This is a genomic window from Streptomyces sp. NPDC039462, assembly GCF_055639375.1.
Genome location: NZ_JBVKAO010000001.1, coordinates 1,003,133 through 1,028,217 on the forward strand (window position 1 = coordinate 1,003,133; position 25,085 = coordinate 1,028,217).

The 25,085-nt window shown below is 73.7% G+C and carries 23 protein-coding genes; 15 read left to right on the forward strand and 8 right to left on the reverse strand.

Annotation, left to right across the window (positions count from 1 at the left end; translation table 11 throughout):
* Window positions 1–235: 235 nt before the first annotated feature.
* Window positions 236–2,569: a heavy metal translocating P-type ATPase gene (locus tag ACZ7LU_RS04220; protein WP_471915629.1), complete on the reverse strand. Its 2,334-nt coding sequence runs from the start codon at window positions 2,567–2,569 to the stop codon at window positions 236–238.
* A gap of 157 nt (window positions 2,570–2,726) precedes the next feature.
* On the opposite strand from ACZ7LU_RS04220, the gene ACZ7LU_RS04225 reads away from it, so the two are divergent.
* Window positions 2,727–3,095 carry an ArsR/SmtB family transcription factor gene (locus tag ACZ7LU_RS04225; RefSeq protein ID WP_398299704.1) on the forward strand — a complete coding sequence of 123 codons (369 nt, stop codon included), beginning with the start codon at window positions 2,727–2,729 and terminating at the stop codon, window positions 3,093–3,095.
* Window positions 3,096–3,176: 81 nt separating this feature from the next.
* Here the strand turns inward: ACZ7LU_RS04225 and ACZ7LU_RS04230 are convergent, their stop codons facing one another.
* Both ACZ7LU_RS04230 and ACZ7LU_RS04235 read right to left on the reverse strand, forming a co-directional pair.
* Window positions 3,177–4,349 carry a carboxylate-amine ligase gene (locus ACZ7LU_RS04230; RefSeq protein ID WP_471915630.1) on the reverse strand — a complete coding sequence of 391 codons (1,173 nt, stop codon included), beginning with the start codon at window positions 4,347–4,349 and terminating at the stop codon, window positions 3,177–3,179.
* A 91-nt stretch (window positions 4,350–4,440) separates the two neighbouring features.
* Window positions 4,441–5,202 (reverse strand): NAD(P)H-dependent oxidoreductase, encoded by a 762-nt coding sequence (locus tag ACZ7LU_RS04235; RefSeq protein WP_471915631.1) that lies wholly within the window; start codon window positions 5,200–5,202, stop codon window positions 4,441–4,443.
* A gap of 192 nt (window positions 5,203–5,394) precedes the next feature.
* Here ACZ7LU_RS04235 and ACZ7LU_RS04240 point away from each other — a divergent pair, with 192 nt between their 5' ends.
* From ACZ7LU_RS04240 to ACZ7LU_RS04250, 3 genes are read left to right on the forward strand one after another with little or no spacing between them, the layout of a single operon-like run.
* Window positions 5,395–5,628, forward strand: a complete 234-nt coding sequence (locus ACZ7LU_RS04240) for a hypothetical protein (RefSeq protein ID WP_468557982.1) — start codon at window positions 5,395–5,397, stop codon at window positions 5,626–5,628.
* Entirely contained in the window at window positions 5,628–7,940 is a 2,313-nt protein-coding gene (locus ACZ7LU_RS04245) for a heavy metal translocating P-type ATPase (protein WP_471915632.1), read from the forward strand. The genes ACZ7LU_RS04240 and ACZ7LU_RS04245 overlap by 1 nt, the downstream gene beginning before the upstream one ends.
* Window positions 7,937–8,464 carry a copper chaperone PCu(A)C gene (locus tag ACZ7LU_RS04250; RefSeq protein WP_471915633.1) on the forward strand — a complete coding sequence of 176 codons (528 nt, stop codon included), beginning with the start codon at window positions 7,937–7,939 and terminating at the stop codon, window positions 8,462–8,464. Before ACZ7LU_RS04245 ends, ACZ7LU_RS04250 begins: the two co-directional genes overlap by 4 nt.
* Here ACZ7LU_RS04250 and ACZ7LU_RS04255 read toward each other — a convergent pair.
* Entirely contained in the window at window positions 8,461–9,054 is a 594-nt protein-coding gene (locus ACZ7LU_RS04255) for a TetR/AcrR family transcriptional regulator (protein WP_471111628.1), read from the reverse strand. The two genes, ACZ7LU_RS04250 and ACZ7LU_RS04255, sit on opposite strands and share 4 nt — an antisense overlap.
* 87 nt (window positions 9,055–9,141) lie before the next feature.
* Here ACZ7LU_RS04255 and ACZ7LU_RS04260 point away from each other — a divergent pair, with 87 nt between their 5' ends.
* From ACZ7LU_RS04260 to ACZ7LU_RS04305, 10 genes are all read left to right on the forward strand, one after another.
* On the forward strand, window positions 9,142–10,119 hold the full coding sequence (locus ACZ7LU_RS04260) for a GNAT family N-acetyltransferase (protein WP_471915634.1): 978 nt from the start codon (window positions 9,142–9,144) through the stop codon (window positions 10,117–10,119).
* Between the two features lie 107 nt (window positions 10,120–10,226).
* On the forward strand, window positions 10,227–11,060 hold the full coding sequence (locus ACZ7LU_RS04265; RefSeq protein WP_471150525.1) for a M55 family metallopeptidase: 834 nt from the start codon (window positions 10,227–10,229) through the stop codon (window positions 11,058–11,060).
* The gene (locus ACZ7LU_RS04270) at window positions 11,053–12,426 is read left to right on the forward strand and encodes a M20/M25/M40 family metallo-hydrolase (RefSeq protein WP_471915635.1); all 1,374 of its coding nucleotides are present in this window, start codon (window positions 11,053–11,055) and stop codon (window positions 12,424–12,426) included. The genes ACZ7LU_RS04265 and ACZ7LU_RS04270 overlap by 8 nt, the downstream gene beginning before the upstream one ends.
* Before the next feature lie 27 nt (window positions 12,427–12,453).
* Window positions 12,454–14,436, forward strand: a complete 1,983-nt coding sequence (locus ACZ7LU_RS04275; RefSeq protein ID WP_471916476.1) for a prolyl oligopeptidase family serine peptidase — start codon at window positions 12,454–12,456, stop codon at window positions 14,434–14,436.
* Entirely contained in the window at window positions 14,433–15,377 is a 945-nt protein-coding gene (locus ACZ7LU_RS04280) for a S66 peptidase family protein (protein WP_471915636.1), read from the forward strand. Before ACZ7LU_RS04275 ends, ACZ7LU_RS04280 begins: the two co-directional genes overlap by 4 nt.
* 219 nt (window positions 15,378–15,596) lie before the next feature.
* The gene (locus tag ACZ7LU_RS04285; protein ID WP_471915637.1) at window positions 15,597–17,363 is read left to right on the forward strand and encodes a CocE/NonD family hydrolase; all 1,767 of its coding nucleotides are present in this window, start codon (window positions 15,597–15,599) and stop codon (window positions 17,361–17,363) included.
* Window positions 17,364–17,503: 140 nt separating this feature from the next.
* The gene (locus tag ACZ7LU_RS04290) at window positions 17,504–17,749 is read left to right on the forward strand and encodes a DUF1049 domain-containing protein (protein ID WP_398299683.1); all 246 of its coding nucleotides are present in this window, start codon (window positions 17,504–17,506) and stop codon (window positions 17,747–17,749) included.
* 62 nt (window positions 17,750–17,811) lie between these two features.
* Window positions 17,812–18,408, forward strand: coding sequence for a GNAT family N-acetyltransferase (locus ACZ7LU_RS04295; RefSeq protein WP_471915638.1), 597 nt, complete (start codon window positions 17,812–17,814; stop codon window positions 18,406–18,408).
* Between the two features lie 90 nt (window positions 18,409–18,498).
* Window positions 18,499–19,395 (forward strand): arginase family protein, encoded by an 897-nt coding sequence (locus ACZ7LU_RS04300; protein WP_471915639.1) that lies wholly within the window; start codon window positions 18,499–18,501, stop codon window positions 19,393–19,395.
* A gap of 85 nt (window positions 19,396–19,480) precedes the next feature.
* Window positions 19,481–21,460, forward strand: coding sequence for a DUF5107 domain-containing protein (locus ACZ7LU_RS04305; RefSeq protein ID WP_471915640.1), 1,980 nt, complete (start codon window positions 19,481–19,483; stop codon window positions 21,458–21,460).
* 27 nt (window positions 21,461–21,487) lie between these two features.
* Here the strand turns inward: ACZ7LU_RS04305 and ACZ7LU_RS04310 are convergent, their stop codons facing one another.
* From ACZ7LU_RS04310 to ACZ7LU_RS04325, 4 genes are all read right to left on the reverse strand, one after another.
* Window positions 21,488–22,768 (reverse strand): amidohydrolase, encoded by a 1,281-nt coding sequence (locus ACZ7LU_RS04310; protein WP_471915641.1) that lies wholly within the window; start codon window positions 22,766–22,768, stop codon window positions 21,488–21,490.
* A 195-nt stretch (window positions 22,769–22,963) separates the two neighbouring features.
* Entirely contained in the window at window positions 22,964–23,710 is a 747-nt protein-coding gene (locus tag ACZ7LU_RS04315) for a GntR family transcriptional regulator (RefSeq protein WP_471915642.1), read from the reverse strand.
* An 83-nt stretch (window positions 23,711–23,793) separates the two neighbouring features.
* Window positions 23,794–24,150: a VOC family protein gene (locus ACZ7LU_RS04320; protein ID WP_398299672.1), complete on the reverse strand. Its 357-nt coding sequence runs from the start codon at window positions 24,148–24,150 to the stop codon at window positions 23,794–23,796.
* Between the two features lie 150 nt (window positions 24,151–24,300).
* The gene (locus tag ACZ7LU_RS04325) at window positions 24,301–24,378 is read right to left on the reverse strand and encodes a 50S ribosomal protein bL37 (RefSeq protein WP_370443954.1); all 78 of its coding nucleotides are present in this window, start codon (window positions 24,376–24,378) and stop codon (window positions 24,301–24,303) included.
* A gap of 160 nt (window positions 24,379–24,538) precedes the next feature.
* Between ACZ7LU_RS04325 and ACZ7LU_RS04330 the strand changes: the two genes are divergently transcribed.
* Complete coding sequence (locus ACZ7LU_RS04330; RefSeq protein WP_471915643.1) at window positions 24,539–25,045, forward strand: phage holin family protein; 507 nt, start codon at window positions 24,539–24,541, stop codon at window positions 25,043–25,045.
* The last annotated feature ends 40 nt before the right edge of the window (window positions 25,046–25,085 follow it).

The window sequence follows — 25,085 nt, forward strand, 5'->3', positions numbered from 1 at the left end:
GGGGGTGCGTGACCGCCCGGTCCCGTGCGGGTTTCGCCAGGCCGGTGCACACCCCCGCCGAGTCCGGCCTGGCACCTGGAGGCCGGTGCTGCGGGGTCCGTTGCGACCTGTGGTCGCTGGTGGCCGGCGACGCCCTCCGGGGGGCAAGGCCGGCTTGCCAGTTCCTCCTCGGCCTGCGTCGACCTGGTGTGCATCCTTGAGCTCGGTGAGTTGGCGGAGGGTGCCGTCCTGTGGGTCAGCGGGATGTGCCGGGAGCGTCGGGCCGGGGCCGCCACGCCGAAGTCCGCAGGAGGCGGAGGCCGTTGAGGCCGACCAGGATCGTGGAGCCCTCGTGGCCCGCGACGCCGAGGGGGAGGGGCAGGTGCCCCGCCAGGTCCCAGACGACCAGCGCGCCGATGCAGACGGAGGCGATGACGAGGTTCTGCACCACGACCCGCCGGGCCCGGCGGGAGAGGGCCACGACCGCCGGGACCGCGGTGAGGTCGTCGCGGACGACGACGGCGTCTGCGGTCTCCAGGGTCAGATCGGACCCGGTCCCGCCCATGGCGACGCCGATGTGCGCGGCGGCGAGCGCGGGCGCGTCGTTGACGCCGTCGCCGACGACCAGGACCCGCTCCCCCCGCTCCTCCCACTGACGCACGGCGGCGACCTTGTCCTGCGGGAGCAGCCCGGCCCGCACGTCCTCGATCCCCGTCTCCCGGGCCGTCGGCGCGGCGGCCCGGGCGCTGTCACCGGTCAGCAAAGCCGGGGCGGAGCCGGTGAGTTGGCCCAGTGCGGCGACCGCTTCGGCGGCCTCGGGTCGCGGCAGGTCGGTGAGGTGCAGGGTCGCGACGGGCACGCCGTCGACCAGGACGACGGCGACGGTGCGGGCGTCGTCGTCCTCGGGCCGGCCCGGCGCGGCCGTGGCGGCGAGCCGGCCCGAACTGTGGGGCGCCATCTCGCGGCCGGCCACGACCGCTCGCTCGCCGGGCCCGCCCTGCGCGCCGAAGTCCCGTGCGCTGGAACCCGGTTCCGCAGTGCCGCCCCGCGTGGATTCCGGCCGGACCGCGGCGACGGTGCGGCTGTCGTCCTCGGGCAGGTCCGGCGCGGCCGTGCCGAGGAGCCGGTCGGGTGTGGCCGTGGCGCGGAGCTTGTCCGGCGTGGTCGTGGCGCGGGGTTGGTCCGGCGGCGTCGGGGTGAGGAGGCGATCCGGGGTGCCGACCTCGACCACGTGGCCCGCGACGACCGCCCGTACACCCCGCCCCGGCTCCGCCGTGAAGTCCCGGGCGGGCTCCGGGGTCAGGCCGCGTTCACGGGCGGCGGTGACCACGGCGCGGGCCAGCGGGTGCTCGCTGGGGTGCTCGGCGGCCGCGGCGAGGGCGAGCACCTCGTCCTCGGTCAGCTCCGTGCCGGGCAGCCGCCGGACCTCCGTGAGCCGGGGCGTGCCCTCGGTGAGCGTCCCCGTCTTGTCCAGGGCGACCTTGGTCACCGCGCCCAACCGCTCCATCACCACGGCGGACTTGACGAGCACCCCGTGCCGCCCGGCGTTGGCGATGGCCGACAGCAGCGGCGGCATCGTCGCGAGGACCACCGCGCACGGCGACGCCACGATCATGAAGGTCATGGCCCGCAGCAGCGTCCCGGCGAAGTCGGCGCCGAGCGCGAGCGGGACGGCGAAGAGCGCGAGGGTGGCCACCACCACGCCCACCGAGTACCGCTGTTCGACCTTCTCGATGAACAGCTGCGTCGGCGCCTTCGTCGCACCGGCCTCCTCGACCATGGCGACGATGCGGGCGATGACCGAGTCCGCCGGGTCCCGGTCGACGCGGACGCGCAGCACCCCCGTGCCGTTGAGGGTGCCGGCGAACACCGTGTCGCCCGGCTCCCTCGGCACCGGCAGCGGTTCGCCGGTGATCGTGGCCTGGTCCACCTCGCTGCCGCCGTCGAGCACGGTGCCGTCGGCGGGCAGCCGCTCACCCGGCCGTACGAGCACGGTGTCGCCGACCCGCAGCGAGTCGACCCCCACCCGCTCCTCCCCGACCGTCCCGCCCGTCTCCGTCACCCGCACCGCCATGGCCGGCGCCAGGTCGAGCAGCCCCCGCACGGAGTCCGTGGTGCGCCGGGTGGCGAGCGCCTCCAGCGCCCCGGACACCGCGAAGATGACGATGAGCAGACCGCCGTCGAGGAACTGCCCGATGGCCGCCGCGCCGAGGGCCGCGACCACCATCAGAAGGTCGACGTCGAGGCTCCGCTCCCGCAGCGCCCGGAGCCCCGCCACGGTCGGCTCCCAGCCGCCGGCGACGTAACAGAGGACGTAGAGCGGGCCCCACAGCAGGCCGGGCGCCCCGGCGAGTTCGAGCGGGCACGCGAGCAGGAACGCGGCGGTGGCCAGCGCCGCCCAGCGGGCCTCGGGCAGGGCGAGGAGGCGGGTGCGGCGCGGTGGTGCTGGTGCGGGTGCGGCAGGGGCGAGGGGCGGGGCCGGCCGGTCGCCCACCAGGGCGGAGGACCCGGAGGACGCGGAGGACCCGGAGGGCCCGGAGGACCCGGAGGACCCGGAGGACCCGGAGGGCGCGGAGGACGCGGAGGGCATCGGGGGACACCTCTTCGTGGACGGGGCAGGGCGAAGGGGCCGGGCGGCGAGCGGAGGGGCCACGCGGCGGCACGGGCCGTGACGGCCTCGCGAACGGTCCTCACCATAGCGGAACACATGAAGAGGTCTTCAAGTGTATGACGAGTAGGATTGCCGCATGGGACACGGAGTCGACAGCGAGATCAGCCCTGCCACACACCTCGACGCGGACTCCGCCGCCACGATCGCCGCCACGCTCCAGGCGCTGGCCACGCCGTCCCGGCTGATGATCCTCAGCAAGCTGCGCCAGGGCCCCTGCGGTGTCGGCGCGCTCGCCGAGGCGGTCGGCATGGAACAGTCGGCGGTCTCCCACCAGTTGCGCCTGCTCCGCGCCCTCGGCCTGGTCACGGGCGCCCGCGAGGGCCGCCGCATCGTCTACAGCCTGTACGACAACCACGTGGCCCAGCTCCTGGACGAAGCCGTCTACCACATCGAGCACCTGCGACTCGGCGCCCGCGACACACCCGCACGCGGCGACACACGCTGAACGTCGGGCTCTGACCCGTGCCCGTGGGGTCAGTCCAGCACCCCCACCCGTGGGGTCAGTCCAGCACCCCCACCCGTGGGGTCAGTCCAGCACCCCCAGTTCCGGATCCGGCCGCACCGGTGCGCGGCGCACCCGGGCCGTGCCCGGCGCCACACCCACAGTGGTGCGGTCGGCCAGATCGTCGACGACGTCGAGAAGACTGCCCGCCCGCGCGTGGGCGGCCCGCTGTCGCTCGGCCCCGCCGCCGTACGTGACGAGCCGCCGCAGGACCGTGGTCACCTGCTGGAGGTCACCGTGGGCCGCAAGGGCCGGGCGGGCGTAGTCGAGGAGCTGCCGCACCAGGTGCGCGGTCGGCACGAGCCGGTTCGTCCGCGGGTCGAGGCTGTGCCCGGTCAGGCCGTCCCGGGCGCAGCGCCAGTACGCGGCGCGCAGCAGGGCGTCGTCCACGGCGGGGCCGGGGTCGCCGCGCCGCACCCGCTCAAGGGCCTGGACGACCAGCGCCCGCACCAGGACGGCAAGGACCGCGCCCTCCTCGACGCTCGTGGTGACGTCCATCGCCCTGATCTCCAGGGTGGGCAGGTGCGCGCACGGGCGTACGTCCCAGTAGAGCGAGCGTTCCCCGTGGGTCGCGCCCGCCACCTGCAGCGAGGCCGCGAGCGCGTCGTAGTGGGCGGCCGAGGAGAAGTACGGCGGGGGTCCCGCCACGGGCCAGCGCGTGGCGCCCAGGGTCCGCCAGCTGCAGTACCCGCTGTCGCGCTCCTCCCAGAAGGGCGAGTTCGCCGACAGCGCCACGAGGGTCGGCAGCCACGGCCGCAGGTGGTTGCTGACGAGGACTGCGTGGTCGCGGTCGGGAACCTGCACGTGGACGTGGAGGCCGCAGAAGGCGAAGGTGTCGTACAGCGACCGGAACGTCTCGACCTGGGCGAGGTAGTGGGGGTCGGTGCTGAGCGGTATCGGCGCGCGCATGCCGAGCAGGGGCGTGGCGGAGGCGACGAGGCGCAGGCCCTCGTCGGCCGCCGCGGCGGCGACGGCCCTGCGGACGCGTCGCAGCTGGTGAAGGAGTTCGCCCAGCGTCCCGCAGGGTGGCGTCTTGCCCTCCACCTGGTACTGCGACGCCTCGCCGGTGACGAGGTCCCCGACCACCGGTTTCAGGCGGGGCAGGACCCGGGAGGCTGCTGCGACGACGGCACGGTGCGAGGCGTCGACGAGGAAGTACTCCTCCTCGACGCCGACGGGGGGAAGGTGGTCCGCCATACGTGTCGTGTCCTTCGGAGAGAGGGTGGATGACGCGTGCCTGTCCACCTTCCTCGCCCGGAGCCGTGACGGCGAGTCCGCACGGCCGGGCTCAACGGTGCACGCCCACCCCGGACAGGCCCGGCGCGAGCTCGGGCCGCAGCACCAGGTCCTCGTCGTAGGCGCCGCCGTTCTCGTGGTGGAAGGGCAGCGGATCGGTGGTGCGCAGGGTGCGCAGGCGCTCCCTCAGCTCCGCCGCTTCGCGGGCGTACCCCGCGGCGGTGAGCCGGTCGGCGCCGTACACGACGAACGGCGGCAGCGCGGCCATGCCCGTGTACCAGAACGTGCCGTGCAGCAGGGGGAACAGCACCTGGTCCAGCTGGCCGTGGATGCCGCGCGGGCCGAAGCCGGACTCCCGCGCGCCCACCGAGGTGACGACGAGCGCGCGCTTCCCGGCCAGGCCGCCGTCCCCGTACCGCAGGGTGCGGCCGTCGGGCCCCTCCAGGCCGAAGCCGAAGCCCTGGACGAGCACGCGGTCGAACCAGCCCTTGAGGATCGCGGGCGGCCCGAACCACCAGAGCGGGAACTGGAAGACCAGCGTGTCCGCCCACGCGATCTTCTCCTGCTCGCGGCGGATGTCCTCGCTCAACGACCGCCCCCTGTAGGCGCGTTCCTGCTCGGCGCCCACGAAGAGCCGCTCGCGCGGCCGGCCCCCGAAGTCGTCGGCGTCCACCACGGCCTTCCAGCCCATGCGGTACAGGTCCGACGTGCGGTGCTCGTGCCCGAGGGACTCCAGCGTGCGCAGACCGTCGGTCATCAGGGAACCGCCCAGTGAGCGCCGTTCCGGATGTGCGAATACCCAGAGAATCTTCATGCCTCCGATCCTCGGCCGCCCCCCTCACCGGCCGCGAGTGGCCAGATAGCCATGGCCCGCAAGGATCTGGCCAGTTCTGATCTTCCCGGGAACTCGACGGCGACCGCGTCCGACTCCTGAAGCGGTGCGGGCCGCCCGGTCCGTGCCTTCGCGCGATCGGGAGCGGTGATGGCTGACCATCAAGGCCGGGCGATGGCTGACCACCAAGGCCGGGTGGCTGACCACCAACGGCGGAGATTCGTGCCGCCGCCCGCGCTCTGCGGCTTCCTCCTGCTGCTGGTGCTGATCTTCGCCGCGTCGTACGCCGTGGGGCGGGCGGCCGGACCGGTCGCGCCCGGCATGCACGAATCGACCACCGACTCCGGGACCGGTGACGGCGGCGGAGACGGCGGCGGCGTGGGCGGTACGCACGGCGGAGGCCACTGATGGCCACCGGAGCGGCGGACGCCGCCGTCACCACCGATCTGGCCATCGGCGGCATGACCTGCGCCGCCTGCGTGAACCGGGTCGAGAAGCGGCTCGGCCGGCTGGAGGGTGTGAGCGCGACGGTCAACCTCGCGACCGGCCGCGCCCGGATCAGCCACCCGCCGCACGTCACACCGGACGAACTCGTCGCCGCCGTGGAGCGGTCCGGCTACACGGCGGAGCTGCCCCCGCCGCCCGAGCCGGCCGACGGGGAACGGCCACCGGACGGAGCGGAGCCGACGGATTCCGGGGCCGACCGGGAACGGCAGCGGCAGCGGGAGCACCTGCTCGTCACCGCTCTGCTCGCGGTGCCCGTACTCGTCCTCTCCATGGTGCCCGCCCTGCAGTTCCGCAACTGGCAGTGGCTCTGCTTCGCGCTCGCCGCACCGGTCGCCACCTGGAGCGCGTGGCCGTTCCACCTGCGTGCGCTGCGCAACCTGCGGCACTCGGCGGCCACCATGGACACGCTGGTCTCCCTCGGCGTCGCCGCGTCCTTCGGCTGGTCGGCGTACGCGCTCTTCCTCGGCGGCGCGGGCGTCCCCGGCATGACCATGCCGTTCACCCTGCTGCCCACCGCCGACAACGGCACCGCGCACGTCTATCTGGAGGCGGCCGTCGGCGTCCCGCTGTTCGTCCTCACCGGGCGGTTCCTGGAGGCGCGGGCCCGGCACGGCACCGGCGCCGCCCTGCGCTCCCTCGCCGGGCTCGCCGTCAAGGACGTCGCCGTACGGGACGGTGCCACGGAACGCCTCGTCCCGCTGGGGCAGTTGGGCGTCGGGCAGGTCTTCGTGGTACGGCCCGGCGAGCGGGTCGCCACCGACGGGGCCGTCGTGGAGGGCAGCTCCGCCGTGGATCTGTCCCTGGTCACCGGGGAGAGCGAACCCGTCGAGGTCGGGCCGGGCTCCCGGGTGACCGGCGGCGCCGTCAACGCGGGCGGCCTGCTCCTCGTCCGCGCCACAGCCGTCGGCGCCGACACGCAACTGGCCCGCATCACCCAAATGGTGACGGAGGCTCAGGCGGGCAAGGCGGGCGCGCAACGGCTCGCCGACGCGGTGGCCGGAGCGTTCGTGCCGGTGGTGCTCGCGCTCGCCGCCACGGTCCTCGGCTTCTGGCTCGGCGCCGGAGCCGATCCGCAGGCGGCCGTCACCGCCTGCGTGGCCGTCCTCGTCGTCGCCTGCCCGTGCGCCCTCGGGCTCGCCACCCCCACCGCCCTGATGGCCGCCACCGGCCGCGGCGCCCAGCTCGGGGTCCTGGTCAGCGGCCCGCAGGCCCTCGAAGCGCTGCGGCACATCGACACCGTCGTCCTGGACAAGACCGGCACCCTCACCTCGGGCCGCATGAGCGTCACCGCGGTCACGGCGGTGCCCGACGGCATCGGCGAGGAGGCGGTGCTGCGGCTCGCCGGGGCCGTGGAGGAGGGCTCGGAACACCCGCTGGGCCGGGCGATCACCTCGTACGCGAAAAAGTCCCTGTCCGTTCAGGCGCTGCCGCCGGTGCGGGAGTTCAGCGCGGTGGCGGGGCAGGGCGTCCGCGGCGAGGTCGACGGGCACCTCGTCGAAGTGCGCTCGCCCGGTGACGAGTTGACCGGCGAGCTCGCCCGCGCGCTGGCAGCGGCCGAGGCCGCCGCGCACACCCCCGTCCTGGTCCGCGTGGACGGCGTGCCCGAAGCGGTCGTCGCGGTCGGCGACCTGGTGCGGCCCGGCAGCTACCGCGCCGTGGACCGGCTGCGGCGCCTCGGGGTGCGCCCGGTCCTCGCCACCGGCGACCGCGAGGCCACCGCACGCGCGGTCGCCGCGCAGCTCGGCATCGACGACGTGCACGCCCGCTGCACCCCCGAGGACAAGGCCGCGCTCGTACGGGAGACGAAGGCGCGCGGCCACCGGGTCGCGGTCATCGGCGACGGGGTGAACGACGCCGCGGCGCTGGCCGGCGCCGACCTCGGGATCGCCATGGGCGGCGGCACCGACGTGGCCATCGGGGCGGCCGACGTGACGCTGGTGCGCGGCGACATCGAAGCCGTCGCTGACGCGGTCCGGCTCGCCCGGCGCACCCTGGGCACGATCCGCGTCAACCTCCTGTGGGCCTTCGGCTACAACGCCCTCACCGTGCCGCTCGCCGCGGTCGGCCTGCTCAACCCCATGGTCGCCGCCGCGGCGATGTCGGCGAGCTCGCTGCTGGTGGTCGGCAACAGCCTGCGCCTGCGCACCTGGCGCCCCACCCGCGGCCCGTCCCCCGGCGGGCCACGCCGCGCCACGCGGGGAGGCACACGATGACCGCCGACCCGCACCCCTGGAAGCCGGACCGCCAAAGGCTCCGCGAGGCCTTCGGTGCCGCGCTCGAACCCCTTGCGGCCTGTGCCGTCGCGCTCGGGCTGCTCACCACGTGGGTGGGGTTCGGTGCCGCGGGAAGTCCGGCCCGGGTCGAGGTGTCCACCGGGACGGTCTTCCGGCCGCAGGGGAACACGAAGGAGACCGCCGCGTTCTTCCGGATCTCCAACACCGGCGGCTCCGACGACGCGCTGACGTCGGTGACGTCCCCCGCCTTCGACGACGTGATGCTCAGCCGGTACACGCCCATGGGTCGCGGCGCCGCCGGCATGCGCATGGTGGGCTCTGCCGCCGTCCCGGCCGGTGAAGGCCTCACCATGTCGCCGCGCGGCGTGGACATCATGGTGCGCGCGCGGGGCCCGCTCCGTCTCGGCGACCGCGTGCCGTTCATCCTCACCTTCCGGCACGGCGGCACGGTCAGGACGGAGGCGGTGGTGATCCGCCCGTCCGTCTGGACGCCCAAGCCCTAGGGCGCCGCCACCGACGCCAGGAAGTCGTCGAGCAGCGCGGTCTGCCGCTCCACGGAGAACCGGTCCGGGTCGAAGAGGGCCTGGACGACGAGGCCGTGGGTGAAGGCGACGGCGGTGGCGGCGAGCTGTTCCGGGTCGGCGGCGGCGGGCAGCTCGCCGAGGTCGCGGGCGGCTTCGAGGTGGGGGCGGAGCGTCGCGCGGAGCCGTTCGTAGCGGCCGGCCTGCTCGGCGGCGAGTTCGTCGTCGGCGAGGGAGAGGTCCCAGGAGCTCACCCAGACGCGGTTGCGGGCGGTGTCGCCCGGGGTCAGCGGCAGGATGTCCAGGAGCATGGCGCGCACGGTGGCGAGGCCCGCCGCGGGACGCGTCCGGCGCGGCCGCTCGGCCGTGCGCTTCTCCAGCAGGTCCAGGGCGTGCGTGAGCAGGGCCCGCTTGGTCGGGAAGTAGTGCATCAGCATGCCGGTCGACACCCCCATCGCGGCGGCGACCGCGCGCAGGGTCAGGCCGCCGAACCCCTTGTCGGCGAGGACCTGCCACACCGCCTCCGAGACGTCTTGGCGGCGGGCTTCACGGTCTCCGGGTGCGGGTGGCATGCTGCTACCTTACGTACCGAACGCTTGTTACGCACCCATGCACCCGCGCACCCCCGCACCCAACGCATCCAAGAGAGCGAGACTGCCGTGTTCACTGTGCCGCTCGGCGACCGTGCCCTGCTCCGCCAGCTGGAGCCCTGGCACGCACCGGAGTTCCTCGCCCACATGGACCGCGCGAGGCCCACCGTCGACCCGTGGATACCCTGGGCGACCTTCAGCACCGACCTGGAATCCGCCACGGCAACTCTCCAGCGCTACGCCGACCGCCTGGCCGCGGACACCGGCCGCCTCTACGGCATCTGGCTGGACGACACCCTGGTCGGCGGCGTCATGTTCACCCGCTTCGACGCCGAAACGGGAGTGTGCGAGGTCGGCTGCTGGCTGGAGCAGGCCGCCGAGGGGCGCGGCCTGGTGACCCGGGCCTGCCGGGAGCTGATCGACTGGGCCTTCCGCGAACGCGGGATGAGCCGGGTCGAGTGGTGGGCGGGGTCGGGCAACACGCGCAGCACCGAGGCCGCGCGCCGCCTCGGCATGACCCGCGAGGGCGTGCTGCGGCAGCGCTTCCCGTACCGGGGCGTGCGCCAGGACAGCGAGGTCTGGTCGGTCCTCCGCGACGAGTGGCCGCCCACCGGGGAGGAGTCCGGCTCCGGCGTCCAGGCCGAACTCGACCGGCTGATGGGCGTGTTCATCGGGGCCTTCACCAACACCGGCGGCCGCGTGCCGGACCTCGGCGTCATCCGCGACGTCTTCATCCCGGAGGGCAGGATCATCGCGAACGTCGGGGACGAGCCGGTGATCTACGACCTGGACACGTTCATCGAACCCCGGCAGAAGATGCTCACCGACGGGACGCTGACGGAGTTCTCGGAGTGGGAGGTCTCCGCGCGCACCGAGATCTTCGGCTCGGTCGCCCACCGGTTCAGCGCCTACCGCAAGTCCGGCCGCCACCACGGCGCACGGTTCGAGGGCTCCGGCCACAAGACCACCCAGTACCTCCGGACCCCGGCGGGCTGGCGGATGTCGTCGCTCGCCTGGGACGACGCGCCCGCCACCGGCGCCGAGTAGCCTGCCCGCACCCCCGTCTACACTCGCGCTGCGCACCTGATGGCAGTGTGAGCCGTATGGCACTGTGAGCTGTTTGGTGCTCCGAGCCGAGGGGAGGGGAGAGGGTTATGAAGATCCTCATCAGCGCCGACATGGAGGGCGCCACCGGCGTGACCTGGCCGGCCGACGTGCTGCCCGGGACCCCGCAGTGGGAGCGCTGCCGGTCCCTGTTCACCTCGGACGTCAACGCCGCCGTGCTCGGGTTCTTCGACGGCGGCGCCGACGAGGTCCTCATCAACGAAGCGCACTGGACCATGCGCAACCTGCTCCTGGAGCAGCTGGACGAGCGCGCGGAGATGCTCACCGGACGGCACAAGTCGCTCTCCATGGTGGAGGGCGTGCAGCACGGCGACGTGGACGGCATCGCCTTCGTCGGCTACCACGCGGGCGCCGGCATGGAGGGCGTCCTCGCGCACACCTACCTCGCCAACCAGATCACGGGCGTGTGGGTCAACGGCGTCCGGGCCAGCGAGGGGCTGCTCAACTCGCACGTCGTCGCCGAGTACGGCGTCCCCGTCGTCCTGGTCACCGGCGACGACCTGGCCTGCGAGGACGCCCTCGGCTACGCGCCGGGCGCGCTGAAGGTCGCCGTCAAGGACCACGTCTCGCGGTACGCGGCGGTCTGCCGCACGCCGGCCCGCACCGCCGCCGACATCCGCGCCGCGGCGAAGGAGGCCGCCACCCTCGCCGTGCGCCACGAGCCGGTGGCCGGCGGTCCTTTCACCGTGGAGGTCGAGTTCGACGCCGAGCACCTCTCCATGGCGTCGACCGTGGTGCCGGGCGTGCGCCGTACGGGGGAGCGCAAGGTCGCGTACGACAGCGAGACGATGTACGAGGGGATCCGTACCTTCAAGGCGGTTACGACGATCGCCTCTGCCGCCGTGGAGGAGCAGTATGGCTAGCCAGCAGACGGAGCAGGAGCCGGCGTCCGGGGAGCGGGAGCCCGGGGACCGGGTGGACGCGCGGGCGCTCGACGAGGTCGTCACGTTCACCTCCGAGCTCATCCGCATCGACACCACCAACCGCGGCGGCGGCGACTGCCGCGAGCGGCCCGCCGCCGAGTACGCCGCCGAACGCCTCGCCGAAGCGGGACTGGAGCCGATCCTCCTGGAGCGCACCCCCGGCCGCACGAACGTCGTCGCCCGCATCGAGGGCACCGACCCCTCGGCGGACGCGCTGCTCGTCCACGGCCACCTGGACGTCGTGCCCGCCGAGGCCGCGGACTGGAGCGTCGACCCGTTCTCCGGGGAGGTCCGCGACGGCGTCGTGTGGGGCCGGGGCGCGATCGACATGAAGAACATGGACGCGATGATCCTGTCCGTGGTCAGGATGTGGGCCAGGGCCGGGGTGCGACCGCGCCGCGACCTCGTGATCGCCTTCACCGCCGACGAGGAGGCCAGTGCCGCCGACGGCTCCGGATTCCTCGCCGACCGGCACGCCGGGCTCTTCGAGGGCTGCACCGAGGGCATCAGCGAGTCGGGCGCCTTCACCTTCCACGACGGCCGGGGCAATCAGATCTACCCCATCGCGGCGGGGGAGCGCGGCACCGGCTGGCTCAAGCTCACCGCGCGCGGCAAGGCCGGCCACGGCTCCAAGGTCAACCACGCCAACGCGGTGAGCAGGCTGGCCGGCGCCATCACCCGCATCGGCGAGCACCGCTGGCCGGTCCGGCTCACCCCGACCGTCCGCGCCTCCCTCGTCGAACTGGCCACGCTCTACGGCCTGGAGACCGACCCCGAAGCGCCCGGCTTCGACGTGGACGCCTTCCTGGAGAAGCTCGGTCCGACCGCCGACCTCGTCGCCCCGACGGTCCGCAACAGCGCCAACCCGACGATGCTGCAGTCGGGTTACAAGGTCAATGTGATCCCTGGTGAGGCAGTGGCGTACGTCGACGGCCGCTTTCTGCCCGGCGGCGAGGAAGAGTTCCGCCGCACGCTTGACCGGCTCACCGGCCCTGACGTCGACTGGGAGTTCCACCACCGCGAGGTGGCGCTGCAGGCGCCGGTCGACTCGCCGACGTACGCGCGCATGCGGGCGGCCGTCGAGGAGTTCGCGCCGGAGGGCCACGTCGTGCCGTACTGCATGTCGGGCGGCACGGACGCCAAGCAGTTCTCGCGACTCGGCATCACCGGCTACGGCTTCTCGCCGCTGAGGACACCGGAGGGCTTCGACTACCAGGCGTTGTTCCACGGAGTCGACGAATGTGTGCCCGTCGACGCACTGCACTTCGGCGTCCGCGTCCTCGACCGCTTCCTGCGGACGGCCTGACGGAAAATGGGGGAAGAGAAGGACATGATGCAGACCCGGGCGTACGGATCATGGCCGTCGCCGATCGACGCCGAGCTCGCCGCCACCCACGACGGCGCTCCGGGGTACGTGGGCTTCGTCGGCGCCGAGACCTGGTGGACCGAACCGCGCCCCACCGAGGCGGGCCGGCGCGCGCTGGTGCGGCGGCTGCCCGACGGCGAGGAGCGCACGGTGCTCCCGGCGCCGTGGAACGTGCGCAGCCGCGTCGTCGAGTACGGCGGCCGCCCCTGGGCCGGCGCCGAGCGCCCCGAGGGGCCCCTGGTGGTCTTCGTCGACTTCGCCGACCAGCGCCTGTACGCGTACGAGCCCGACGCCCCCGGCGCCGAACCGAGACCCCTGACCCCGGTCTCGGCCGTCGGCGGCGGACTGCGCTGGGCCGACCCGGTGCTCCACACCGACCGCGGCGAAGTCTGGTGCGTCCTGGAGGAGTTCACCGGCGAAGCGTCCACCGACCTGCGGCGCGTCATCGCGGCCGTGCCGCTCGACGGGTCGGCGGCCGAGGACCGGGGTGCCGTGCGCGAACTGTCCGACGGCAGGCACCGGTTCGTCACCGGGCCCCGCCTGTCGCCCGACGGCGCCCACGCCGCCTGGATCGCCTGGGACCACCCCCGCATGCCGTGGGACGGCACGGAACTGACGCTCGCCGAGGTGCGCGACGACGGCACCTTCGGCGCGGCACGGACCTTCGCGGGCGGTCCCGAGGAATCGATCGTGCAGGTCGAGTGGGCCCACGACGGACGGCTGCTGTTCTCCAGCGACCGCACCGGCTGGTGGAACCTGTACCGGGCCGACCCCCACACCGCCGACGTGCAGCCGCTCTGCCCCCGCGAGGAGGAGTTCGCCGGGCCCCTGTGGCAGATCGGCCTGAACTGGTTCGCCCCCCTGGAGAGCGGACTGATCGCCGTCGTGCACGGCAAGGGCGCCACCGCACTCGGCATACTCGACCCCGAGACGGGCGAGGTCGTCGACTCGGCGGGCCCCTGGACGGAGTGGGCGTCCACCGTCGCCGCACACGGAACCCGCGTGATCGGCGTCGCCGCGAGCCCCCGCAGCGCGTACGAGGTCGTGGAACTGGACACCTGCACCGGCCACGCCCGCGTCATCGGCGCCGCCCACGACGACCCGGTCGACCCCACGTACTACCCGGAACCGCAGATCCGCACCTTCTACGGCCCGGCGGGACGCGAGATCCACGCGCACATCTACCCGCCGCACCACCCCGGCCACATCGCGCCCGACGACGAGCTGCCGCCCTACGTGGTGTGGGCGCACGGCGGACCCACCGGCCGCTCGCCCCTGGTGCTCGACCTGGCCGTCGCCTACTTCACCTCGCGCGGCATCGGCGTCGCCGAGGTCAACTACGGCGGCTCCACCGGGTACGGGCGCGCCTACCGCGACCGGCTGCGCGAGCAGTGGGGCATCGGTGACGTCGAGGACTGCGCGGCCGTCGCCCTCGGCCTCGCCGACGAGGGCACCGCCGACCGGGCCCGGCTCGCGATCCGCGGCGGCAGCGCGGGCGGCTGGACCACCGCTGTCTCCCTGACCAGCACGGACGTCTACGCCTGCGGAACCATCATCTACCCCGTGCTCGACCTCGCCGCGTTCGCGTCGGGGGAGACCCACGACCTCGAATCGCGGTACCTGGAGTCCCTCGTCGGCCGGCTCGACGAGGTCCCGGGGCGGTACGCCGAGCGCTCGCCCGTGCTGCACGCCGAACTGATCACCACCCCGTTCCTGCTGCTCCAGGGGCTCGACGACGTGGTCTGTCCGCCCGCCCAGTCCGAACGGTTCCTCGCCAGGATGGCGGGGCGCGGCGTCCCGCACGCCCACATCGCCTTCGAGGGCGAGGGGCACGGGTTCCGCCGAGCCGACACCATGGTCCGCGCCCTCGAGGCGGAACTCTCGCTGTACGCCCAGGTGTTCAGGCTCGACCTCGCGGGCCCTGTGCCCACCCTGGAGCTCACCAAGTGACACCTCTCGTGCGGCCCGCCCGCCTCACCCCCGGCGCGCGGGTCGCCGTCGTCGCGCCGAGCGGCCCCGTCCCCGACGACCAGCTCGAAGCGGGCCTCGACATCCTGCGCGGCTGGGACCTGGACCCCGTGGTCGCGCCCCATGTGCGCGAGCGTCACCCGGAGTTCTGGTACCTCGCGGGGGCGGACGCCGACCGCGCCCGCGACCTGGAGCGGGCCTGGTGCGACCCGTCCGTGGCCGCCGTGTTCTGCGCCCGTGGCGGGTACGGCGCCCAGCGGATGGTGGACCTCGTCGACTGGGCGGCGCTGCGGGCGGCGACACGGGCCACCGGGCCCAAGGTGTTCCTCGGCTACAGCGACATCACCGTCCTGCACGAGGCCTTCGCCACGCGGCTCGGCGTCGCCACCCTGCACGGCCCGATGACGGCCACGACCGACTTCCTGAAGAACACGCGGGCCCAGGAACACCTGCGGGCGACGCTCTTCGCGCCGGAGGAGACCCGGGTCGTCCGGACCGCGGCAGCCGACGCGGCGCCGCTGGCCGGCGGCCGGGCCAGGGGCGTCACGCTCGGCGGCTGTGTGTCGCTGCTCGCCGCCGACCTCGGCACGCCCGCGGCCCGGACCTCCGCCCGCGGCGGCCTGCTCTTCATCGAGGACACCGGCGAGGAGGCGTACCGCCTGGACCGGATCCTCACCCAACTCCTGCGCGCCCGCTGGCTGGACGGCGTGGCGGGGATCGTGCTGGGCTCGTGGCAGAAGTGCGGGACCCGCGACGAGCTGCGAGCGCTCTTCGCGGACCGGCTCGGCGGGCTCGGTGTGCCGGTGGCCGAGGAGTTCGGGTTCGGGCACTGCGAGGGGGCGCTGACGGTGCCGTTCGGGGTGGCGGGCGAACTGGACGCGGACGCGGGGACGTTGACGCTGGACGAGCCCGCGCTGGTCTGACGGGCCCGCGCTGGTCTGACGGGCCCGCGCCGGTCTGCCGGGCCTGCGCTTGTCCGACGGGCGCAGCCGCGCGGGAGGGCGTCCCCGCACGGAAGCTCCGGACAGAAACCGCTGTCACGGGCATTGACCTCTACATGACACGTGTCACAGCATGACTCCGGCCGGTACTTACCGGCCAGTAGTCACCGGTCGTCGGCCGTCCTCAGCGTGGAGGTCCCCTTGTCCCGTCGCCGTGCCCTGACCTTCACCACCGTGGCGGCGCTCGCCGCGCCGCTCGCGCTCGCCGCCCCCGCGCCGGCGAGCGCCGCGGGCCAGTACACCGTCACCGCGCTGAAGTTCACCGTCCAGGCGGGCGGCAGGAACTGCACGATCGACGCCGACCTGTACCGGCCCGCCGGCGTGGACGCCGCGCACCCCGCGCCGGCCGTGCTCACCACCAACGGCTTCGGCGGCAGCAAGTCCGACGGGACCGCCGCCACCGGGAAGGCCTTCGCCGAGCGCGGCTACGTCTCCCTCGTCTACTCCGGACTCGGGTTCGGCAAGTCGGGGTGCTTGATTTCCCTGGACGATCCGGAGATCGACGGCAGGGCGGCGTCCGGGCTCATCGACTTCCTCGGTGGCAAGCGGGCCGCCGACGACGGGACCAGGGCCGACTACGTCACCGCCGACGGCAAGGGCGACCCGCGCGTCGGCATGATCGGCGGCTCGTACGGCGGGGCCGTCCAGCTGGCGACCGCCGCCGTGGACCACCGGGTCGACGCGCTCGTCCCGATGATCACCTGGCACGACCTCGCGTACTCCCTCGACCCGAACAACGCGGCCGACCGCAGCGTCCCCGGCGCCGCCAAATGGCAGTGGATGAACGGCTTCTACCTCATCGGCGAGGGTCAGCCGCTCCTCGTCCCCAACCTGGACCCCTCCCGCATCAACCGCCTCGACTGCCTGCACTTCGTTACCAAGGCGTGCGAGACGATCCGCACCCTCAACTCCGGCCGCTATCCGGCGGACAGGACCGAGGCGCTCCAGGAGTTCGCGCGAAGCGTCTCCCCGGTGTCGTACCTGCACAAGGTGAAGGCGCCGACGCTCCTCGTGCAGGGGCAGGCCGACAGCCTCTTCAACCTCAACGAAGCCGAAGCGACGTACAGCACACTCAAGTCCCAGGGCACCACGGCCAAGATGATCTGGCAGTCCTGGGGACACAGCGGCGGCACGACCGACCCCGCCTCCGGGGAACTCAATCTCGAACAGGGCAACTTGGAGACGTCGTACGTAGGCAAGCGCATCCTCGCCTGGTTCGACCGCTACCTCCACCTGAAGAAGGACACCGACACCGGCCCCGCCTTCGCCTACTACCGCGACTGGATCACCGACCCGGACAACACCTACGCCACCGCCCCCGAAGTGCCCGATCTCAGCGGCAGGTTCTACCTCTCCGGCGACGGCAAGCTCGTCGACAACAGGAAGAAGGTGGCCCGCGGCAGCCGCGAGTACCGCAACTGGCTGATCCCCACCAGCCATTCGGAGTCCTCGCTCGTCGGCATGCTCGGCCTGCCCGACCCGCGGCCGCACGACACCAGGGGCACCTACCTCGACTGGACCACCGAGCCCTTCACCGGCCCGGTGGACGTCGTCGGCGCGCCCAGGGCGACGCTGAAGGTGATCTCGCCGCGGACCGAGCGCGTGCAGCACTCCGGGGACGCCGCCGACAAGCTCGTCCTCTTCGCCAAGCTGTACGACGTCGCGCCCGACGGCAAGAAGACCCTCGTCCACCGCCTCGTCGCGCCCGTGCGGGTGCCGGACGTCACCAAGCCGTTCACGGTCTCGCTGCCCGGCATCGTGCACCGGTACGAGAAGGGCCACCGGTTGCAGTTCGTGGTGGCGGCGAGCGACGGGGCGTACGGCGGCAACAAGGGCGTCAAGCCCGTGACCGTCACCAGCGCCCCCGAGGACACCGGCGTCCTCGACCTGCCGGTCGTCGGCCACTGACCTCCGCGACCGTCCGCCGCCGTCACCCGTACGGCCCACCGCCCCGCCCCGGAGGCACCCCACCGCGCGCGCTCCGCTCCCCGGCTGCCCATGCTGGGGGCGGGGGAGGCCGGCGTACCTCCGACGGAAGGGTCCACACCATGAGCCCCAACACCTCCACAGGCGGCTCCAAGGGCGGCGGCCCGGGCGGCGGGCTGATGACACCCGGCAGGGTGACCGTCGCCGCGATCGTCGTCCTGACCCTCGTCTTCATCTTCGAGAACACCCGCAGCACCAAGATCCGCCTGCTCATCCCCGAAGTGACCATGCCCCTGTGGATGGCCCTCCTCGGCACGGGGCTCATCGGTGCCCTGTGCGGCGCCTACTTCATGCGAAGGCGCAGGTGAGAGGAGGGTCGGCGGCGCGGGGCCGGTGTGGTCGCGGCCGCCCCGCGACGTAGCGTGGACGCATGTCCGGTCACACCGCACCCCTCGCCGAAGGCCCTCGCGTGGGCATACGCCCCCTCACCCTGGAGGACGGCCCCGAGTTCACCGCACGCGCCAGGGAGAGCCGGGAGCTGCACCACCCCTGGCTCTTCCCGCCCTGCACGGACGACACCTTCCGCGCGTACGCCGGTGCGCTCGTCGAGGATCCGGCCAGGGCAGGGTTCCTGGTGTACGAGCGCGACAGCGGCGCCGTCAGTGGGTTCATCAACATCAACAACATCGTCCGGGGCGCCTTCCGCAGCGGCGCCCTCGGATACGGCGCCTTCGCACACGCCGCCGGGCGGGGCCTGATGAGCGAGGGGCTCGGCCTCGTCATGGCGTACGCCTTCGGCGACCTCGGACTGCACCGCCTGGAGGCCAACATCCAGCCCGGGAACGAGGCTTCGATCGGCCTTGTCCGCCGCGCGGGCTTCCGGTACGAGGGCTTCTCGCCGGATTTCCTCTTCATCGACGGAGCCTGGCGCGACCACGAACGCTGGGCCGTCACCGCCGGGACGGCGAGTGCCTCGGCGGACTCCCGCCTTCCCCGGCATCCGGGAGCGGCGACTCCTCAGGAGTGAACCGCATTTGAGCCAGGCCGCGTTCGCCGGAAGTTCCCGCGGTGGCGGCAGTGTTGAAAGCGTCGGGCCACGTCCCGGAGGATGGGCGGCATGCGGAATATCGTGGTCGTCGACGCCCCCTCCAACCTGGGCCTGCGCCCGCCCGCCCCCGGCACCGTGCCCGGCTGCCACAAACTGGCCGGCGCGCTGCGCGAGCGTGGCCTCCTGCGCCGCCTCGCGGCCTTCGAAGGCGGCGTCGTGGTCCCACCCCGCTACGACCGCGGGGACTGGCAGGAGGGCGACGGCGTCTTCCACGCGGACGCCATCGCCTCGTACACCCGCAGGCTCGCCGACCGCATCGAACACCACGTGCGCGCCGAGGACTTCGTCGTCGTCCTCGGCGGCGACTGCTCGATCCAGCTGGGCGCCGCGCTGGCGCTGCGCCGCATCGGGCGGTACGGACTCGCGGCCCTGGACGGCTCCGCCGACTTCCGGCACCCCGGCAACTCCGACCGGATCGGCGCCGCGGGCGGCGAGGAGCTCGCCCTCGCGACGGGCCGCGGGCAGCGCGACCTCACCGACCTGGAGGAGCTGCGGCCCTACCTGCGCGACGAGGACGTATGCCTCTTCGGACTGCGGGACGGGGACGAGGACCGCGCCGAGTTCACCACCCTGAAGATCGCCAACGCGACCGTCGGCGAGCTCAGGAAGTGGGGCGCGGAGAACGTCGCCCGCGCGGTCACGCAGACCCTGGAAGTGCCCGAACTCGACGGGTTCTGGGTGCATCTGGACGCGGACATCCTCGACCCGTCGGTGATGCCCGCCGTCGACAGCCCCGAGCCCGACGGCCTGTTCGCGGACGAACTCCTCGACCTGATACGGCCGTTCGTGCGCTCGCCGCGCTGCGTCGGCCTCAACGTCACCATCTACGACCCGGACCTCGACCCGGACGGCAAGGCGGGCGACCTGCTCACCGACGTGCTCGTGTCGGCCCTCGTCCCGTCCTGAGCGGCCGCCGCCGCGCGGCCCGCGACGGTCTTCGCGCCATGCCGGCCAGGGAGACCTCTGGCCGCCGCCCCGCGGACCGTGTTCCATGGTGATCGTGAAGACCACCGTGCGACGCGACGTACTGACTCTACCCGCCGCGGGAACGGGGCCCGAGAACCCGCTGCCGCCCCTGCTGCCGCTGCGGAGAACGCACACCCTCGACGAACGCGCCAAGAGGGGGCTGCCGCGCGACATGGCGCGGCAGATCGGTTACGAACCGCTGAGCTCACCGCTGCCCACCCGGATCCTCGACGGGTACGGCCGCGAGCGCACCGACACGGCCGTCGACGTGCTCGTCGTCGAGAACGACCGGCTGCGCGCCACCGTCCTGCCCGGGTACGGCGGCCGCGTCCACTCGCTCCTGCACAAGCCGACCGGACGCGAACTCCTGTACCGCAACCCGGTGTTGCAGCCCGCCGCCTTCGCGCTCAACGGCGCGTGGATCTCCGGCGGCATCGAGTGGAACATCGGCGCCACCGGCCACACCACCCTCTCCTGCGCCCCCGTGCACGCGGCCCGCGTGCGGGCGCCCGACGGCGGCGAGATGCTGCGCCTGTGGGAGTGGGAGCGGCTGCGCGACCTGCCCTTCCAGGTCGACCTGTGGTTGCCCGAGGGATCGGACTTCCTCCACGTCGGTGTCCGCGTCCGCAATCCGCACGAGAGGCCCGCGCCCGTCTACTGGTGGTCGAACATCGCGGTGCCCGAGGAGCGCAGGGTGCTCGCCCCCGCCGACGAGGCCTGGCACTTCGCGTACCAGGCCGGCGGCTTCCGGCGCGTGCCCGTGCCGGAGTCCGACGGCGTCGACTGGACGTACCCGCTGCGCAGCGAGTACTCCGCCGACTATTTCTACGACGTGCCGGACGGCGAGCGGCGGTGGATCGCCGCGCTCGACGCCACCGGGCACGGGCTCGTCCAGACCTCCACGGACCTGCCGCGCGGCCGCAAACTCTTCCTCTGGGGCACGGGCACCGGAGGGCGGCGCTGGCAGGAGTGGCTCACCGAACCCGGCACCGGCGGCTACGCGGAGATCCAGTCGGGCCTCGCCCGCACCCAGCTGGAACACGTCCGCCTGGAAGCGGAGGCCGAGTTCAGCTGGCTGGAGGCGTACGGGCCGCTGACCGCGTCCGCGGACCGCGTGCACGGCGACTGGATGGAAGCGCGGGACGAGGTCGCCGCGCGGCTCGGCGACGCGCTGCCGAGGGAAGCCGTGGACGCGGCCCACGAAGCGTGGCTGACCGCCGCCGACACCGAGCCCGGCGACGTGCTCGCCGTGGGTTCGGGCTGGGGTGCGCTCGAAGTCCTGCGCGCGGGCTACAAGTTGCCCGGCACGCCCTTCCCCGAGTCGACGCTCGGTCCCGAGCAGGAGCCGTGGCTGGAGCTGCTGCGCTCGGGCGCCGTCCCCGAGCCGCGCAAGGTCGCGCCGCCCGGGCCCACGCTGGTCGCGCGGCACTGGCGGGACATGCTGGAGACGGCGCCCGCGCGGCCGGTCGCCGAGTACCACCTCGGCGTCGCGCAGTGGCACGCGGGCGACCGTGCCCAGGCCGTCCGCAGCTGGGAACGCGGCCTCGAACTGGCCCCCTCGCGCTGGCCGTTGCTTCGCTGCCTAGCCGTCGCCGACCACGCCGAGGGCAACACCGAGCGGGCCGCCGACCGGTATGCGGAGGCCTTCGATGACCTGTGCCAGGAGCGGCGCGACGACGGACCCGCCTGGACCGCGGCCACCGCCGCGCTCGGCAGGGAGGCGATCACCGCGCTGCTCGCCGCGCACCGCACGGAAGCGGCCCGCGCGGTCTGGGACCGCCTGCACGAGACGACCCGCGCCGAGGGCCGCTTCCGCCTCCTGGAGGCGCAACTGCGCCATGCCGAGGGCGACATGGCGGGCGTGCGCGCCGTCTTCGAGTCCGGCTTCGAGGCGGCGGACCTCAGGGAGGGCGCGGAGACGCTGGGTGACCTGTGGACGGCGGCGACGGGGGAGGAGGTACCGGCGCGGTACGACTTCCGGATGCGCCCGGACCACACTCCCTGAGGTCATTGCGCGGGCCGCACCTATGGGTCACACCAGTTCGCCGTCGCGGGCAACGACCCGGCCGCCGTGCACCACCATGTCCCGCTGCGGCATGTCGACGACGGCCTGGGGCACGCCCTCGCCGCGTACGAGGATGAAGTCGGCCGGGGCGCCCGGGGTGAAGTCGGCGTGCCGCAGGCCCATGACGTCCGCGCCGCCGTGGGCGCCCACGCGGTAGCAGTCCGTCAGCTCCTCGTCGAGGCGGACGTCGGTGACCCAGCCGAGGATGTGCGTGCGGTGGAGCATGTCCGCATTGCCGAAGGGGCTCCACGCGTCGCGCACGCCGTCGGAGCCGAGGCCGACGCGCACCCCGTGCTCCCGCAGCTTCGCTATCGGCAGGACCAGCGACTCGTTCGGCGCCACAGTCGTCAAGGAGATGTCCAGCTCTCCCAAGTCGGCTGCCATCCGGCCGAGTTCGGTGTCGGGCAGGTTCGGCAGGCAGAAGACATGGCTGACCGTGACCTTGCCGCGCAGGGACAGCGCGCGGGTGCGGTCGATGATGGCGCGCAGCACCTTCGTGCCCTTCTCGTCCCGGTCGTGCAGGTGGATGTCCACCCCCACGCCGTGCCGGTCCGCGAGGCCGAAGACCACGTCGAGCTGCTCGTCCATCGCGCCGTCGAAGCTGATCGGGTCGATGCCGCCGATGAAGTCGACGAGACCGGAGCGGGCTGCCTCTTCGAGGAGCTCCGCCGTGCCGGGCGCGCGGACCACGCCGTGCTGCGGGAACGCCACGATCTGCACGTCGAGCGCGTGCCGCAGCCGGTCCCGCGCGTGGGCGACACCTTCGAGGCCCGCCAGGTCGTAGGCCGGTGCCACGTCGGCGTGGGCCCGCATCGCGCGCGTGCCGCGGGTCACGGCGTGCGCCATCAGGCCGTAGGCGCGCTCGCCGACCGGGCGGGACTGGCTCTTGAACAGCTCCACGTCCTGGGCCACGTAGTCGGCGATGCCACTGGCCGGCTTCCGCGTGACCCAGGAGCCGCCCCACGTGGTCTTGTCGGGGTGGATGTGCGCGTCCACGAGGGACGGCAGGGCGATCCGGCCGCCGCCTTCGACGACCTTGGCGCCCTTGGGCGCGGGCCGGCCCGAGATCCGGCCGTCGACCACCGTGAGGTCGACGGGGGTGCGCCGGCCGAGCGGGCGCACGTTGCGGAACACGGTGGCCTTGGCGGCTGCGGACGCGGATGCGGTGGGGGTGCCGGTCGACAGCGCGGCACCGGCACCGGCGAGGGCGGCGCCGGCGAGCACACCGCGGCGGGACAGGGGTGTCATGGGGACTCCTTCGGGCGGGGGAGGAGCGGGGCGGCGGAAGGGGGGGCGTCCGCAGTTTGTATACCAACGCCTGGTGTGCCGCAAGGGTGTGTCGGGAATGCGGCGACATAAGGGCGGGTATGGGCGGGGGGCATCCCTCAGGATGCGGGGGTGCTCGGGCGGGTTGGTATACAGAGCGTCCGGCGGGCCCCTCGATCAGCCCTGTCGGCCCTCTAAGCCCTCCGCGCTCGCTGTGCCCTCCGCGCCCTCTGCGAAGAGCGACCGCAGGGCCACCGCCTGGCTGTCGCGTACATGGAGCAGCGTGCTCGCCGCCGCCGTGTCCTCGTCGCCCGCCGCGATGTGCCGGTAGATGAGCCGGTGCTGGGCGCGCATGTGGTCGGGCTCGGCGCGCATGCCGAAGAGGAGCTGGAGCTGCCAGCTCAGCTGCTCCATCGTGCGGGCGAGCAGCGGATTGCCGGAGAGGGCGACGATGCCCTCGTGGAACGCGGTGTGGGCGGCGACCTCGCGCGCCCCGTCGTCCGCGTCCGACGCCCGCTCGGCGCGGTCGAGGGTGGCCCGGAGCGCGGCGAGGCCCGGCGGTTCCTCCGGGGCATCGCGCGCCACCCGGCGGGCCGCGAGCCGGGACGCCTGGACGGCGAGGGGCTCCCACACCTCGTACAGATGCCGTACGTCGGCGCGCTCCAGGCGGCGCACCCGCACGCCGCTGTGCGGCAGGAGCTCCAGCAGGCCCTCGGCGACCAGCGCGCGCAGGGCCTCGCGGACAGGGACGCGGGACATCCGGAGCTCCTCGGCGACCTCCCGCTCCACCAGGCGGGCGCCGAGCGCGTAGCGGCGGTCGACGATGCGCTGCCGGACGGCCTCGCGCGCCTGGGCGCTCAGCGACGTCCGCTCGGCGCCGCCCGCCGTGGCGTCCGCCGCGCCGCTCGCCGTACTGCCCGCCACGTGCACCGTCCTCCGCTCGGTCCGGGCCCGCCGCCCCGGGGGACGTCCGCCCCGCCGTGGAGGATAGCCGGGCGGGCGGCGGGTCAGCCTCCGGTGACGCGGCGGTCCGCGTACTCGAAGACGGAGCCGTCGGGGTGCATCGCGATGAGGTTCCGGCCGGCCGGGGTGGGGACCGGGCCCGCGACGACCCGCGCCCCGGAGGCGTTCAGGATCGTGTACGCCTCGTCGACGTCCTCGACCGCGATGGTCGCCGCGACCTTGCGGAGCACCTCCAGCTCGTGCTCCGGGCCGCTCATCAGCAGGAAGCAGCCGACCGCCGCGACGGAGACGCCGCCGCGTTCGAAGCGCAGGGCCTTGCCGCCCGCGAGTCGTTCGTAGAACGCGACCGAGGACTCCAGGTCCTCGACGCAGATCCGCAGCGTGGTTCCCAGGATCTCCATGGTCGGAACGATTTCATGATTGCCCGTTCGGCCGCCACCGCCTCGGGCGAGAAGAGCGCCCAACTCCCTTCCGCCGCACGCCCGCACACCCGCACGCACGTCGGAGGGCGGCACCGTGCGGTGCCGCCCTCCGTTCGCCGTGCGCCGTCCTCAGGACTGGGGACGGCTGCCGTGGTTCGCGCCGTTCTTGCGGCGGGCCTTCTTCTTGCGGCGTCGCTTCGAGGACATGGGTACCTCCGTGGTTCCGATGGTGCTTCCCGGGTGCGAATCCGGACGATCACGCCCCGCCTACCCTAGGGGACAACCGGCCATGGTGTGTCCCTCGTCACGTGCGGGTCCGGGTCGTGCTGCGGTGTCTCGTGGGCGCGGGAGCGGGTACCCGGCCGCCATGACTGGCCCCGAGAAACCACTGATCAGCCCGGAGAAGCCACTGACCAGCCCGGATAAGCCACTGACCGGCCTCGACAAGGGCCTGACCGACGAACTGGTCCGGACGATCCGCGCCGAGCTGCGGGAAGAGCTGCGCGAGCAGACCAAGAAGCAGCGTCGCAAGGCAACGCTGTACGCCGCGTCCGGCGCCGCCGCCCTCTACGCGGGCGCCGCGGCGGCCCTGGCCGTCGGCCTCGTCATCGACCTCGGCCTGCCCGACTGGGCGGCGGCCCTCATCGTGGCGGGACTCCTCGGCGCGGCGGCGGTCCTGCTGCGCAACGCGGCGCGACCGCGGCCCGGCAAGGACGCACGGGATGCCGGGGACGCCGGGGCGCTGCCCGAGCCGGGCGGCAGCGGACTCACGGCCCCCACGGCCCCGCCCGGCGGCCTCGGCGTCCCCGACGCCCCACCGATGCCCCCCACCGCCCCGCCGGTGCCGGAGACCCCGCCGCGCCGGACCACCTGAACCCGAACGAGTTCCGGCGCCGCGGGCAGAGTCACCGATA